This is a genomic window from Bradyrhizobium sp. 197 (genome assembly GCF_023073375.1).
Taxonomy (GTDB): Bacteria; Pseudomonadota; Alphaproteobacteria; order Rhizobiales; family Xanthobacteraceae; genus Bradyrhizobium.
Genome location: NZ_JADPJJ010000002.1, coordinates 126,092 through 138,802, shown reverse-complemented (window position 1 = coordinate 138,802; position 12,711 = coordinate 126,092). Strand labels below are relative to the sequence as shown.

The 12,711-nt window shown below is 63.8% G+C and carries 13 protein-coding genes; 8 read left to right on the top strand and 5 right to left on the bottom strand.

The window, feature by feature from the left end; genetic code table 11:
• The first annotated feature begins 480 nt into the window (after window positions 1–480).
• The 3 genes from IVB27_RS00845 to IVB27_RS00835 all read left to right on the top strand — a co-directional run bounded on the left by IVB27_RS00845 (window position 481) and on the right by IVB27_RS00835 (window position 2,526).
• Entirely contained in the window at window positions 481–1,269 is a 789-nt protein-coding gene (locus IVB27_RS00845; RefSeq protein ID WP_247440622.1) for an outer membrane protein, read from the top strand.
• 279 nt (window positions 1,270–1,548) lie between these two features.
• Window positions 1,549–1,734 (top strand): hypothetical protein, encoded by a 186-nt coding sequence (locus IVB27_RS00840; RefSeq protein WP_247347112.1) that lies wholly within the window; start codon window positions 1,549–1,551, stop codon window positions 1,732–1,734.
• Window positions 1,735–1,755: 21 nt separating this feature from the next.
• Entirely contained in the window at window positions 1,756–2,526 is a 771-nt protein-coding gene (locus tag IVB27_RS00835) for an SDR family NAD(P)-dependent oxidoreductase (protein WP_247440621.1), read from the top strand.
• A 110-nt stretch (window positions 2,527–2,636) separates the two neighbouring features.
• Here IVB27_RS00835 and IVB27_RS00830 read toward each other — a convergent pair whose 3' ends face one another.
• Entirely contained in the window at window positions 2,637–3,404 is a 768-nt protein-coding gene (locus IVB27_RS00830) for an outer membrane protein (protein ID WP_247440620.1), read from the bottom strand.
• A 178-nt stretch (window positions 3,405–3,582) separates the two neighbouring features.
• Complete coding sequence (locus IVB27_RS00825) at window positions 3,583–4,839, bottom strand: FAD-dependent oxidoreductase (protein ID WP_247440619.1); 1,257 nt, start codon at window positions 4,837–4,839, stop codon at window positions 3,583–3,585.
• 120 nt (window positions 4,840–4,959) lie between these two features.
• Here IVB27_RS00825 and IVB27_RS00820 point away from each other — a divergent pair, with 120 nt between their 5' ends.
• Entirely contained in the window at window positions 4,960–5,244 is a 285-nt protein-coding gene (locus IVB27_RS00820; RefSeq protein ID WP_247440617.1) for a hypothetical protein, read from the top strand.
• A gap of 32 nt (window positions 5,245–5,276) precedes the next feature.
• Here the strand turns inward: IVB27_RS00820 and IVB27_RS00815 are convergent, their stop codons facing one another.
• Entirely contained in the window at window positions 5,277–6,800 is a 1,524-nt protein-coding gene (locus tag IVB27_RS00815; protein WP_247440615.1) for a caspase family protein, read from the bottom strand.
• A gap of 210 nt (window positions 6,801–7,010) precedes the next feature.
• Here IVB27_RS00815 and IVB27_RS00810 point away from each other — a divergent pair, with 210 nt between their 5' ends.
• From IVB27_RS00810 to fabA, 4 genes are all read left to right on the top strand, one after another.
• Complete coding sequence (locus IVB27_RS00810) at window positions 7,011–7,976, top strand: helix-turn-helix transcriptional regulator (RefSeq protein WP_247440613.1); 966 nt, start codon at window positions 7,011–7,013, stop codon at window positions 7,974–7,976.
• 299 nt (window positions 7,977–8,275) lie between these two features.
• Window positions 8,276–9,826 (top strand): DEAD/DEAH box helicase, encoded by a 1,551-nt coding sequence (locus tag IVB27_RS00805; protein ID WP_247440611.1) that lies wholly within the window; start codon window positions 8,276–8,278, stop codon window positions 9,824–9,826.
• Window positions 9,827–9,992: 166 nt separating this feature from the next.
• A complete protein-coding gene (locus tag IVB27_RS00800) occupies window positions 9,993–11,060 on the top strand; it encodes a GGDEF domain-containing protein (RefSeq protein ID WP_247440609.1) in 1,068 nt (355 codons plus the stop codon).
• 96 nt (window positions 11,061–11,156) lie between these two features.
• Window positions 11,157–11,687: a bifunctional 3-hydroxydecanoyl-ACP dehydratase/trans-2-decenoyl-ACP isomerase gene (gene fabA, locus IVB27_RS00795; RefSeq protein WP_247440607.1), complete on the top strand. Its 531-nt coding sequence runs from the start codon at window positions 11,157–11,159 to the stop codon at window positions 11,685–11,687.
• Window positions 11,688–11,690: 3 nt separating this feature from the next.
• Here the strand turns inward: fabA and IVB27_RS00790 are convergent, their stop codons facing one another.
• Together IVB27_RS00790 and IVB27_RS00785 are read right to left on the bottom strand one after the other, a co-directional pair.
• On the bottom strand, window positions 11,691–12,146 hold the full coding sequence (locus IVB27_RS00790) for a TfoX/Sxy family protein (RefSeq protein WP_247440605.1): 456 nt from the start codon (window positions 12,144–12,146) through the stop codon (window positions 11,691–11,693).
• Between the two features lie 162 nt (window positions 12,147–12,308).
• Window positions 12,309–12,650: a HesB/IscA family protein gene (locus IVB27_RS00785; RefSeq protein WP_247440641.1), complete on the bottom strand. Its 342-nt coding sequence runs from the start codon at window positions 12,648–12,650 to the stop codon at window positions 12,309–12,311.
• Window positions 12,651–12,711: the final 61 nt, after the last annotated feature.

The window sequence follows — 12,711 nt, the reverse complement described above, 5'->3', positions numbered from 1 at the left end:
CTCCGAGACCCGCATAATCCACCGAACCGCCGTATACGGACCCGTACGTACGGTGGTGTGGGAGGGGCGACGCCGCGAGGCGTCCCCCTATCCCGATTGTGGGGACGACAACCGCCCTTCCCCAACGATCCCGCCAACGATTCGCCTCGACTTCGTGATTCCGGCGCCGCAAGCCGACTCAGCCAACGACTCAGCGGGCCAAGGCTGATGCAGGATTGCCTCGATTTCGGACAAAGCCAGATTTGCTAACCAAAAGTTACCGGGATCAGAAACTCGGAAATTGACGTAACGCACTGGAAATGTAGCGTTATTTCAAGCTTCAGCGACGGTGCTTGGATTCCCTGCCGTGAGGCGTTTCCCGGCGACTGTGCCTGTCCTGCAACAGCATTTCGACGGGAAGCGTCTATAGTCCGGGCATCAGATCACTCGGACTTCAGTGCGCTCGCGCCTGCCAGACAGACCAAAGCTTGGGGATTTAAAATGAAGAAGATTTTGCTCGCACTGACCGCGGTTGCCGCGATGACCGGTTCGGCCTCGGCCGCTGACCTTGCTGCCCGTCCCTACGTGAAGGCCCCGATGCCGGCGCCCGTCGCCAACTGGACCGGCTTCTACATCTTCGGCGGCGGCGGCGGCGGCATCTCGGCCTCCGACCAGCACGTGCAGACCACGGTTGGCGCAGTTCCCCTGACGATCGATCAGCGCCAGGGTGGCTCGGGTTGGTTCGGCACCGTCGGTCTCGGCTACGACTGGCAGTTCAGCGGCACCTGGGTCGCCGGCGTGTTCGCTGACGGTCAGTTTGGCAGCATCCGCGCCACCATCCAGGATCCGATTACTCTCGGCGGCATCACCGGGAACCAGAAGCTGGAAGACTCCTGGGCCGCCGGTATCCGCCTCGGCTATCTGGTCGCTCCGAACGTTCTCTCCTACGTCAACGGCGGTTACTCCGGCGCTCACTTCGGCCAGACCAACTTCATGACGCTGGCCGGCGTTCCCGCTGGTGTCCATCTCAACAGCTACAACCGCAACGGCTGGTTCATCGGCGGTGGCGTCGAGAACAACCTGAACATCTTCGGCATCCAGTCGCCCGGCTGGTTCATGAAGACCGAGTATCGTTCGGCCTTCTACAATGCGAAGACGCAGGACACCCTCACCGACGTTGGTAATCTTCCGATCGGCACCAGCATCCGCGCCAACAGCTGGAACCAGACGATCTCGACCTCGCTGGTCTACCGCTTCAACTGGACCGGTCCGCTCGTCGCCAAGTACTGATCTGATCTAACCTTTCAGACGTCAAAGCCCCGGCATCGCCCGGGGCTTTTTCGTTTTGCGGTAGCAGCTGATGCCTGCTTTCAGCGATCGGTGCCCGGCTCGGGTTGTAGCCGCAACGCCCTTGGATAATCTTGCATACGGACATGCATCCTCGCTGCGGCCTGCATCAACAGCCATTGTATCCGAACCACAGCTACGGCTAGTCTTCCGGCAAGTTTTCGGGCCGCGGCAATCGTTCATGCCGCGTCGCGACAGAAGCCGACCAACGGGGAGGAATGCATGCGCAGATTTCTGCTGATCGCAGGCCTGTTTGCTCTCGCCGTCGGGCTGCTCTGGATCGGACAGGGCACGGGCACCATCGCCTGGCCGCGATCGAGCTTCATGGTCAACCAGTTGCAATGGGCCGGCTATGGCGCAGCCATGGCCGGCTTCGGGCTGGTGCTGATCTGGCAGAGCAACCAATAGAAGAAACCAGGGAATAGCAGCATGACATCCAGTCGTTTCGATCTTCGCGGCAAGGTCGCGATTGTCACGGGAGGCAATGGCGGCATCGGGCTCGGCATGGCCCGCGGCTTGGCCGATGCCGGCGCCAACATCGCCGTGGTCGGACGCAACGAAACCAAATCCGCCGCCGCCGTCGCCGATCTCTGTCAGCGCGGCGTGAAGGCGATCTCTGTTCCCACCGACGTCACCGACAAGGCGGCGGTCGCGGCGATGATCGATCGCGTCGTCGGGGATCTCGGCCGCATCGACATCCTCATCAACAATGCCGGCATGAGCATCCGCAAGCCGCCGCACGAGCTCGAGCTCGACGAGTGGAACAAGGTGATCGACACCAACCTCACCAGCGCCTTCGTGTGCTCGAAGCTGGCCTATCCGGCGCTGAAGGCGTCCGGCAACGGCAAGGTGATCAACATCGGCTCGATGATGTCGATCTTCGGCGCGAGCTTCGCCGCGGCCTATGCAGCGAGCAAGGGCGGCATCGTGCAGTACACGCGCGCCTGCGCCAATGCATGGGCGCCCGACAACATCCAGGTCAACGCCATCCTGCCGGGCTGGATCGACACCGACCTGACCCGCGGTGCGCGGCAGCAGGTCTCGGGGTTGCACGAACGGGTGCTGGCACGCACGCCTGCGGGGCGTTGGGGCGACATCGACGACTTTGCCGGCATCACCGTGTTCCTGGCCTCGTCCGCCTCGAACTTCGTCACCGGCACCGCGATCCCCGTCGACGGCGGGTTCTCGGTGATGGCGTAGGCCTTACACGAAAACCTGCACACGAAAAAAGAAGCCCCGGACAATGCCCGGGGCTTTTAAATTTGGGCAGTGATCGTCTTTTATAGTTGCTTGGTCGTTCGTTGACGCACTCAGTAACGCGCGATGACCGGCGCGTCGAACTTGTAGCTCGCGCGCACGACGGCCCACTGGATGTCGCGCGGCTTGGCGTCGAAGCTGTAATTGCCCGAGGTGCCGCCAAGTTGATAGGCCTGGCTGGCGAAGGCTGCGTAATTGTACTCGAGGCCTACGATCCAGTTGCGGGTGATGCCGTATTCCCAGCCGGCACCGACGGTCCAGCCATTGGCCCAGTGGGTCTGACCGCCGGAACCGGTGGCCGGGCCGACCGTGTCGGTGACCGACAGACGGTTGTTCACGCCGGCGTAGCCGCCCTTGATGTAGAACAAATTATTCTGCACGGCGAAGCCCGCACGGGCGACGACGGTCGCGAGCACGTTGGCGCGCCAGGAGAACACATCGTCACCCGCACCGAACGCGGTGTTCAAGAACGAGCCCTTGTTGTCCAGGCCGGAGATCGTGCCCTCCATGCCGAACACGTAGTTGTTGGCCTGCCAATTGTAGCCGATCTGGGCGCCGCCCAGGACGCCCGAGTTACGCTGACGGTAACCTTGGCCCGGCACCAGATCGCCGAACGGCGCGCCGATTCCGTTGTTGACGAACTGCTCGTTGGTCCATGCGCCGCCGACGTGGCCGCCGACATAGAAGCCGGTCCAGTTGAACATCGACTCCATATAGGCCGGCGCCTTCGTGTAGCGCGCGCCGAGATCGGCGGCGGAAGCCGCACCGGTCGAAACCAGAGCGGTCGTGCAGGCGAAGGCGGCAATCAATTTGTTACGCATGGTACACCCCGTGTCCTTTGATGGGTGCACGCTCACACGCAGTTCTTACTCAAATTTGAATCAAGAAAGTTAAGACGCCGGATTGGCAAGCAGCGCGGTTTGAATCCGTTTTCGCTGTTGCACGCAGGCAACGCACCGGTGCGATTTAACGCGACATTATCCCTACCGGGTCCTTGCACTACGATGCCGGCGCCGCCTTCGACTGGACATGCTCGGGCCGGACGCCAAGCGCCAGCAGGCGCGCCGGAATACCCTGGAGCCACGGCAGCGCGGTGATGAGGCGCACAATCAGCGGCACTTTCAGTGGCCGATCGCCGCCCTGCAGGGCGCCGCTGATGATGTTGTTCTGCACGATCATCTGCATTCGCTGCGTCATCTTCACCGGGAATTCGCGGCGACGGCGCACGGCGTCGAGCTCGTCCTCCGACGGGCAGCCGTGCTGCATCTTGTCCGCCAGCAGGTTTGCGGTCGCGACTGCATCCTGCACGGCGAGATTGACGCCGACGCCGCCGACCGGCGACATCGCGTGCGCGGCATCGCCGATGAGAAGCAGGCCCGGTCGCGTCCAGCGCGTCAGGCGGTTGATCGCGACGGTGAGCAGCTTGAGATCGTCGAAGCTCTTGACGTCGGCAATGCCACTTTTCAGGATCGGCGCCATGCAAACGACATCGTCGCGCAGCGCCTGCAATCCCCTCGCCTTCACCGCGTCGTATTGTCCCTTGGCGATGACATAGGCACATTGCCAGTAGTCGCCCCGGTCAAAGGTGATCATCATCTTGCCGCGCTCGACACGCGCGAACAGATTCTCGCTCTCGTCCGCCTTGCGGCCGACGCGGAACCACAGCACATCCATTGGCGCGCCGATCTCCTCGACCTCGAGACCGGCCCGCTCGCGCACGGTCGAATGCCGGCCGTCACAGGCAATCGTGAGATCGGCTTCGATGTCCACGATGCCGTCCGGCGTCTTCGCCCGCACGCCGGTGATCGTCTCGCCGCGGCGGATCAGGTCGACGGCTTCCGTGTTCATCATCACCTTCAGCGAGGCGAAGCGCTTGCCGGCCTCACGGAGGAAATTGAGAAAATCCCATTGCGGCATGAAGGCGATGAAGGGGTACTTGGTGCGGAAGCGGCTGAGATCGGCGATACGAACGGGCGTGCCGCCGAACAGGCCGTCCATCTTCTGCAAGCGCTGATGCGGCAACTTCAGGAAGCCGTCGATCAGGCCGAGTTCGTCCATCACCTGGAGCGTCGAGGGATGCACGGTGTCGCCGCGGAAGTCGCGGAAGAAATCCGCGTGCTTCTCCAGCACCACGACATCGATGCCGGCGCGCCCCAGGAGATAGCCGAGCATCATGCCGGCCGGGCCGCCGCCGACGATGCAACAGCGCACTTTTACAGTGGAACCTTGCGGAGCCTGTGATGCATCTGGTTTCACGACGGGTCCCTCGTTTCTGACTTAAGTTTTCTGTGCGATGCAGCAAACAAGATTCATTTGCCGCAATTGCGAATGGCCGTTAGCGTCGCCACACATTACGATTGATTTCAGGAAAGTGCAGTGCGGACTATCCTTATCGTGCTCGGCGTCTGGATCTTGATCAACGCGCTCATCGTCCTGATCATGATTCCGCCGCGCAAGCCGCGGAAGTCGGGTCCGCGGCAGACGGGCGCGCTTGCGCCGGTGCCGATCGACCAGAACGGCCATCCGTTCGAGGAGCAGGAAAAACTCCTGCTGCGGCACGTCATCATCTCGATGGCGATGGGCGCGTTCTTCTCGCTGGCTCCGCCCTTGATCGAAGCCGTCGATTCCGTCAAGCGCTTCATCAGGAAGCGCCGCGGGTAGCGGAAGCGTGTGCGACGCCTCCGCCCGCGTCATCAATTGTTGCTGCGGTTGGCGCTGCGGAAGCTCTTGATCTCCGACACGCTGCCGTCGCGATAGGTCAGCTCCACCGAGATGAACTGCGTTGCCGGCGCGAGCTTCATGTAAAGCGGCATGCCGGCGCTGATCGCGCTGGGATCGCGCAGATCGCAGCCCGGCATCTTCAACACCTGGTTCGGAACGGCGGTGTCGATGCCGATGCGCACCTCGCGGATGGCGCAGCGGTAGGACACGAGGTGCGTGTAATACACCAGCAGCCCGTTGAACTCGCGGAATGACAGCCAGCTCGTCGCGGTCATGTCGAGGATCTTGCGCTGGTCCCGGATCAGCGCGGCCTCGGGATCGAACCTGATCGGGAACGGCCCCTGCATGTCGCCGGACTGGTCGACATAGCGGATCTCGATGGTACCGGCCACAGCGTCCGGCGGCAATTCGATCGACGGGTTCGGCAACCGCTTGCGCGTGCGCGGGTCGAGCGTATCGATGAAGCCGGTTTCGCGGAAATCGGCGTTGCCGGCCATGCGCCAGGAAATGCCGAGGGTCGGATCGGCGAAGGAGAACACGACGCTCCAGCCGCCATTGTGCCGCGAGAAGCTCGCGATCGGCGCGTTGGTGGTCTCCTCCTTCGCCACGCGCGGCACCGACACCGGCGGCAGCGCCGCGAGCTTCTGCGCCGGCGGATCGGCGGGGCGCGCCGCAGCGGCGGCCGTGTCGTTGGCGCCGCCGCTAAGGAAGACGTCGTCGACCATCTGATCGAAATAGACCGGTACCTGCCTGTGCTTGACGGTATCGGCCATCTCGCTGACCAGACGGCGCGTCCGCTGCGCCACCTGCACCAGGTTCTCGCCGGGCTGGAGCAGCTCCTTGGCGAAGGTGCGCGTGAACACCGAATTGGGATTGGCGTCGTCGTTGGAGAGGCGGTCGAGCGCGGTCTGGCGCGGGCCTGCGGAGAATACCGAGAACACGCCTTCGGGCAGCTGCACCATCGGGGCAAGCCCGCCACCACCGGAGACGGCGCGGGTGCCCTTGCGCTCGAACGGGTTGTTGCGGCAGGCGTCGAACACCAGGATCGAGGTTCGCGCCTTCTTGTTCTGGAGGCGCTCGACGATGCGGTCGGCCAGGATGGATGCGTCACGCACCAGCTCTTCCTGCCCTTCCGTCGCCGCCGGCACGTCGGTCGGCAGCAGATAGTTCTGGCCGGCGATCTCGAAGCCGTGGCCGGCATAGAAGAAGAACGCGGTGTCGCTGGGCTCGATCGCCCGATCGAACGCGAGCAGCGTCTCGGAAAATTGCTGCCTGCTCTGGTTCTCGGCGACCATCACCGAGAAACCGAGTTGCTTCAGCGTGTCACCCATGGTGCGGGCGTCGTTGACCGCCTTGAGCAGCTTTGGAACGTTCCTGTAGTCGTTGTTGCCGACGACGAGCGCGACGCGCTTCTCGGCATAGGCGGGAAGCGCGAAACCGCTGAGGCCGGCCGCGAGACCAAGCAATGCCAGAATTCTGAAAAGCTGACGCGTCATCGAAAATCCTTCAAGAACGGCCCACGCCGGCTCCCTCGAACGACGGTTCATTGGAACCCCGCCATTGATGTGATAGTCGGCCCAGCCATACCACCGGTTCAACAGCCCTGAGGACTCAGGTTCCGTGTTCTGGCTATAGTCGACTCCGCCGAAATCTGCTTTTTCTTAGGCAATTCTTGTGGGCAATTCCGCTGGAAGCGAGGGGCAGCCGTGTATCACTGGTGCACCGACGAGGTCGAGCCGCACGACCGCTTCGACTATTGGCGCGAAGTGCGCGCCAAGGGCCTGTTCGGCGTCACCGCCGAACTCGAGCGCGAACGCCGCGCGGACTTCTTCGGCGAATTCTCGCTGCGCCAGCTTGGCGGCGGCGGTCTCGTCGAACTGAAGGCCTCGCACTACACGGTCGAACGCAGCACGTCCGACATCGCCCACGCGCCCGGTGACAGCATCTGCGTCTATCAGCAGCTCGGCAGCGGCGGCTGGTTCGGCGGCATGCGTGGCAGCGACTTCGCGATCGCCAATGGCAGCTTCGCCACCAGCCATACCGACCTGCCTTATCGCACTGCGCCGCTGGGCGCAGGAGGCTTCCACCTGCGGATCCTGAAGATCCCTCTGAGCGGCCTCGCCAGGCAGGACAAGCGCATGCGCGAGCTTGCGCCCCGGACGTTCGACGATCCCAGCCTTGCGCCCCTGCTCGGCGCTTGCTTCGCAGATCTCGGCGAGGCCGCCGCTGACGATGATAGCGCCGCCGATGCGGCTTCCCTCGTCCAGGCTTTGGCCCATCTGGCCCTGATCGAGCGCGGCATCGTGCGGCCCGGCAGCCGCCTCGGGCAGGCCGCGCTGCGGACAGCCCGGCTCTCGCAGGCACGGCGCCTGATCGCGCGTCACCTGCAGGACCCGGATCTGACGCCGATGATGGTCGCCGACCTGCTCGGCATCTCCGTACGTCACCTGCACATGCTGTTCGAAAGCGCGACGAAGAGTTTTTCGCAAACCGTGACGGACGAGCGCCTGAAACACAGCCGCCGTCTGATGCGCGAAGCCCCGGACCGGCTCATCGCCGACATCGCGGCCTCCTGCGGCTTCGATAGCCTGGCGACCTATTATCGGGTCTTCAACGCCGCTTACGGGATGGCCCCCGGCGACTTCCGCGCTCAAGGCCCCGAGCGGCGTTAGCCGACGTTTGGACAGCTCCGGCTGACCGCTGGATTGGGCGGAAAACCGCAGTCGCGCCCGCTATTTGGACGAAAACCTCAGGTTTTTTAGGGCCTTCCCGCGGCTGCTCCATTGACTTTGGCCGATTCCCGCCTATGTTCCGGACGACGCGGCTCGGTATCGAAGAGCGATTCCTGAGCTTGGCGCTTTGTTCGCGTGAGTCAGCACCCCCAGCTTCTTTGAGAGCGCGCCGTTTCGGGGTGGAACGCGACAGCCTTAATCACCCTCGATTCCGAACGGCGGTTTCGACCAGAGGCTCAATGTCCTTTTCAGATCTCGGACTATCCGAAAAAGTCCTCGCCGCAGTCGCGGCTACCGGTTACACCACCCCCACCCCCATTCAGGAACAGGCGATCCCTCACGTCCTTGCTCGCAAGGACGTGCTCGGCATCGCCCAGACCGGCACCGGCAAGACCGCGGCCTTCGTGCTGCCGATGCTCACCATCCTCGAAAAGGGTCGCGCCCGGGCGCGCATGCCGCGCACCCTGATCCTTGAGCCCACCCGCGAGCTCGCGGCGCAGGTGAAGGAAAACTTCGACCGCTACGGCGCGGGCCAGAAACTCAACGTCGCCCTGCTGATCGGCGGCGTTTCCTTCGGCGACCAGGATGCCAAGCTGACGCGCGGCGTCGACGTGCTGATCGCCACTCCCGGCCGCCTGCTCGACCATACCGAGCGCGGTGGCCTGCTGCTCACCGGCGTCGAGCTGCTCGTCATCGACGAAGCCGACCGCATGCTGGACATGGGCTTCATTCCCGACATCGAGCGCGTCTGCAAGCTCGTCCCGTTCACGCGGCAGACCCTGTTCTTCACCGCGACCATGCCGCCGGAGATCCGGCGCATCACCGAAGCCTTCCTGCACAATCCGCAGAAGGTGGAGGTGTCGAAGCCCGCCACTACCGCTGTCACCGTTACGCAGTGTCAGGTCCCGGCCGGGCGCGAGGTGCATGAGAAGCGCGAGCTGCTTCGCCGACTGCTGCGCGAGGCCAAGGATCTCCAGAACGCGATCATCTTCTGCAATCGCAAGCGCGAGGTCGCCGTCGTTCACAAATCGCTGCAAAAGCACGGCTTCAGCGTCGGCGCGCTGCACGGCGACATGGACCAGTCGGCCCGCACGGCGGCGCTCGAACAGTTCCGCAAGGGCGAGCTGCCCCTCCTGGTCGCATCCGACGTCGCCGCCCGCGGCCTCGACATTCCAGAGGTCAGCCACGTCTTCAATTTCGACGTCCCCCACCATCCCGACGACTATGTTCACCGCGTCGGCCGCACCGGCCGCGCAGGCCGGTCCGGCATGGCGATCTCGCTCGTCACGCCGCTTGACCAGAAGTCGATGGTGGCGATCGAGAAGCTGATCGGCCAGAGCATTCCACGCGCCGAAGGTGATTACGAAGTCCGCACCGATGCTTCCGACGCGGGCGAGCGTCCGCGCGAGCAGCGCGGCCGTGAACGTTCACGCGGCGGACGCGGCAAGCCGCAGCGCGGTCGTGATCGTGAGCGCAGCCACGAGCCGCGCGAACCGCGTGGCGAGGCACAGCCTTCAGCCGAAGCACGGTCCGCTCCCGAGGCAAGGCCCGCTTCCGAAGCAAGGCCCGCACGCGAGGCAAGGCCTCCGCGTGAAGCAAGACTTCCGCGTGAAGCCAAGCCATCGTCCGAGCCGCGTGACGGCGCGCGCCAGCAGGCCAATCCGTCGCATGTGCCGTCGATCGGCCGTCCCGAGCCGCGCCGCCAACGCGAGGCCGACAGCGAGCCGGGCGATCATTCGCATCTGCCGGCATTTCTGCTGCGGCCGGTTCGCTCCCCCGCCGGAGCCTGAAGCGCGATGCGCTCCAGGTTTCGGTTGAGATAAAGCTGGCGCGCAATTTTTTGGATGCATTCGGGGACGTATATTTACGGGGCCTTCACGATCGTCCGTTAGCCTACGAACATAATTTAAGAATTTCTGCGGTCGACGGCGCGCCGATCGCTGTGGGGTATGTTTCGTGGTCAAGGTGCTCGACGAACACGAACGCACGATGGCGTTCGCCGAGGTAGCGCTCGGTCAAATCCGATCGCTGCGGCAGACGGCAATTCCCCGCAATTACGAGATCTGGTATGTCTACGCCACCGGCTACAACGCGCCGCTCAACAAGATCATCAACGAGACGCTGGCGCGGAGCGGCAAGCTGACCGAAGCCGATCTCGAGCAGATCTACGAGACCTACCTCTCCCACATCAAAACCACCGACCGCATCGACAAGGTCGGCGCGCGCGTCATCGGCGAGATCGACGACGTCATGAAGGTTCTCGGCGACGCACTCGGGATGTCCGGTTCCTATGACGCCAGCCTGTCGGGCGCGACCGAACAGCTGTCATCGGCCAAGAGCCGCGAGCAGATCAAGTCGATCGTCGAGACGCTGTTGCGTTCGACCAGTGAAATGCGCGAGACCAACAAGGCGCTGGAAGGCCGGCTGACCCTGTCGAAGAGCGAGATCAGCAACCTCCAGCAGAGCCTGGAGGCGATCCGTGCCGAGAGCCTGACCGACCCGCTGACGGGGCTCGGCAACCGCAAATATTTCGATCGCATGATCGGCATGGCCGTGCAAAGCGCACTCGCCTCCGGCGAGCCGCTGTCGCTGCTGCTGGTCGACATCGATCATTTCAAGTCGTTCAACGATTCCTACGGACATCTCACCGGCGACCAGGTACTGCGGCTCGTCGGCCTGTCCCTGAAACAGACCATCAAGGGCCAGGACATCACCGCGCGCTATGGCGGCGAGGAATTTGCGGTCGTGCTGCCCAACACTGCGCTGCGCCAGGCCCTCACCGTGGCCGATCACATCCGCCGCGCGGTGATGGCGAAGGAATTGAAGAAGAAGTCCACCGGCGAAATCCTCGGCCGCGTCACCATCTCCGTCGGCGTCTCCATGCTCAAGCAGGGCGACGACACCGAGGCGCTGATCGAACGGGCGGATGCCTGCCTCTATGCCGCCAAGCGCAACGGCCGCAACCGCGTGATCTGCGAGGCCGATCCGGAATTCGCGGTCGAGACGCACAACCGGGTGGCGTGACGCCGAAGCCGCGCGCCGCCACCCGCGCTTGACATTCCGACCTGACCAACGACATTTTCCTCATCGCCTGACTGCCAGCACCGAGGACTTGTCGCCTTGCCCAACCCGCATGATTTTCACACACCGCAGCCGTCCTACAGGAAAGACGAACTGCTGAGATCGAGCGAAGGCGGCTATTTCGGCCCTAGCAACGCGCAATTGCCGGCACCGCCGATGCTGATGATGGATCGCATCACGGAGATCAGCGTGGACGGCGGCGGGTTTGGCAAGGGCCATATCGTCGGCGAACTCGACATCACGCCAGCCCATTGGTTCTTCGATTGCCACTTTCGCGGCGACGCCATGATGCCGGCTTCCCTGGGACTGGACGCAATGTGGCAGATGATCGGCTATTGGCTGGGATGGTCGGGCTCGGCAGGCAAGGGCCGCGCCATCGGCGTCGGCGAGGTGGAGTTCACGGGATCCATCACACCGGACACAGGATGTGTGCGCTATGAGGTCACCATGCGCCAGGTGAGGCGCGGCAGGCTGGTTCTGGGATTTGCCGACGGTCGCGTGCTTGCCGACGGCGTCTGTGTCTTCACGGCCAAGGATATGAGGGTTGGCCTGACGAAGGCCGCGGATTGATCCTCAAGCCGTTCGCTTGGCGCGCTTGCGAACCGGGCTGTTCTTGCCCGCTTTCCTCGCCGCTTTCGCGGGCTTGGCGACCTTCTTCGCCGGCTGGTTCGCTGGCTTCTTGACCGCCTTCTTCGCCTTCGGCCGCTTCTTCACCCTGGCGCGCTGGGCGGCGGCGAGCGCCGCCTTCGCCCATTGCGCAAGCTCCGCGGAATCATCGAACAGGCGGGCCGGCAGCTCCCAATAGGAGTTCACCAGCACGGTCTTGGCGCGGGTCGAATACTGGAACGGCTTTGAGCCTTCGGCCTCAAAGTCCGGGATGGTCATCTCGTCGGCGCGGAAAAAAAGGCCGGCGCGCAAGGCCAGTGCGAAGTTGATGCCGTCGGCGGAGATGCCGTAGCCGGAAAACATTTTTCGGATGGCGACGGGGCCGAAATCGGCGAACAGGTCAATCAGGAATTCGCGGTCCATGGCGGGCTCTCTCGTGCCCCGGACGCAGCGCAGCGTGAAACGGTGCGCTGCTGAGCCGGGGCCCAGTCGTCTTGTACTGGTGACCATAGCGTGGATCCCGACTCTGCGCAGCAGCGCAAGCGCGCTGCAGCGCGTCCGGGACACGAGAGCAACGTGAGAAGACTACCCGTCGATCGTCGCCGGGCGCAGCTCGACCGATTCGCCGCAGCCGCAGGCGGAGATCTGGTTGGGGTTGTTGAAGACGAACTGGGCCTGCATCTTGTCGGCCTTGTAGTCCATCTCGGTGCCGAGCAGGAACAGCACGGCCTTGGGATCGACCAGGATCTTGACGCCCTTGTCCTCGACGACTTCGTCGGTCGGACGGACGTCATGGGCGTATTCGACCGTGTAGGACTGGCCGGCGCAGCCGCCGTTCTTGACGCCGACGCGCAGGCCCACGATCTCGGAATCGGCGCGCTGGGTCAGCTCGCTGATGCGCTGGGCGGCAGCGTCCGTCAGCCGCATCACCTGCGGGCGGGGCCGCCTCGGCTTTGGAGTGGATGCTGGTGTCGAGCCTGACGATATC

Bases quoted from the DNA above. Each gene is read 5' to 3' on its own strand.
- IVB27_RS00845 (WP_247440622.1), top strand. From the start codon at position 481: ATGAAGAAGATTTTGCTCGCACTGACCGCGGTTGCCGCGATGACCGGT.
- IVB27_RS00840 (WP_247347112.1), top strand. From the start codon at position 1,549: ATGCGCAGATTTCTGCTGATCGCAGGCCTGTTTGCTCTCGCCGTCGGG.
- IVB27_RS00835 (WP_247440621.1), top strand. From the start codon at position 1,756: ATGACATCCAGTCGTTTCGATCTTCGCGGCAAGGTCGCGATTGTCACG.
- IVB27_RS00830 (WP_247440620.1), bottom strand. From the start codon at position 3,404: ATGCGTAACAAATTGATTGCCGCCTTCGCCTGCACGACCGCTCTGGTT.
- IVB27_RS00815 (WP_247440615.1), bottom strand. From the start codon at position 6,800: ATGACGCGTCAGCTTTTCAGAATTCTGGCATTGCTTGGTCTCGCGGCC.
- IVB27_RS00805 (WP_247440611.1), top strand. From the start codon at position 8,276: ATGTCCTTTTCAGATCTCGGACTATCCGAAAAAGTCCTCGCCGCAGTC.
- IVB27_RS00790 (WP_247440605.1), bottom strand. From the start codon at position 12,146: ATGGACCGCGAATTCCTGATTGACCTGTTCGCCGATTTCGGCCCCGTC.
- IVB27_RS00785 (WP_247440641.1), bottom strand. From the start codon at position 12,650: ATGCGGCTGACGGACGCTGCCGCCCAGCGCATCAGCGAGCTGACCCAG.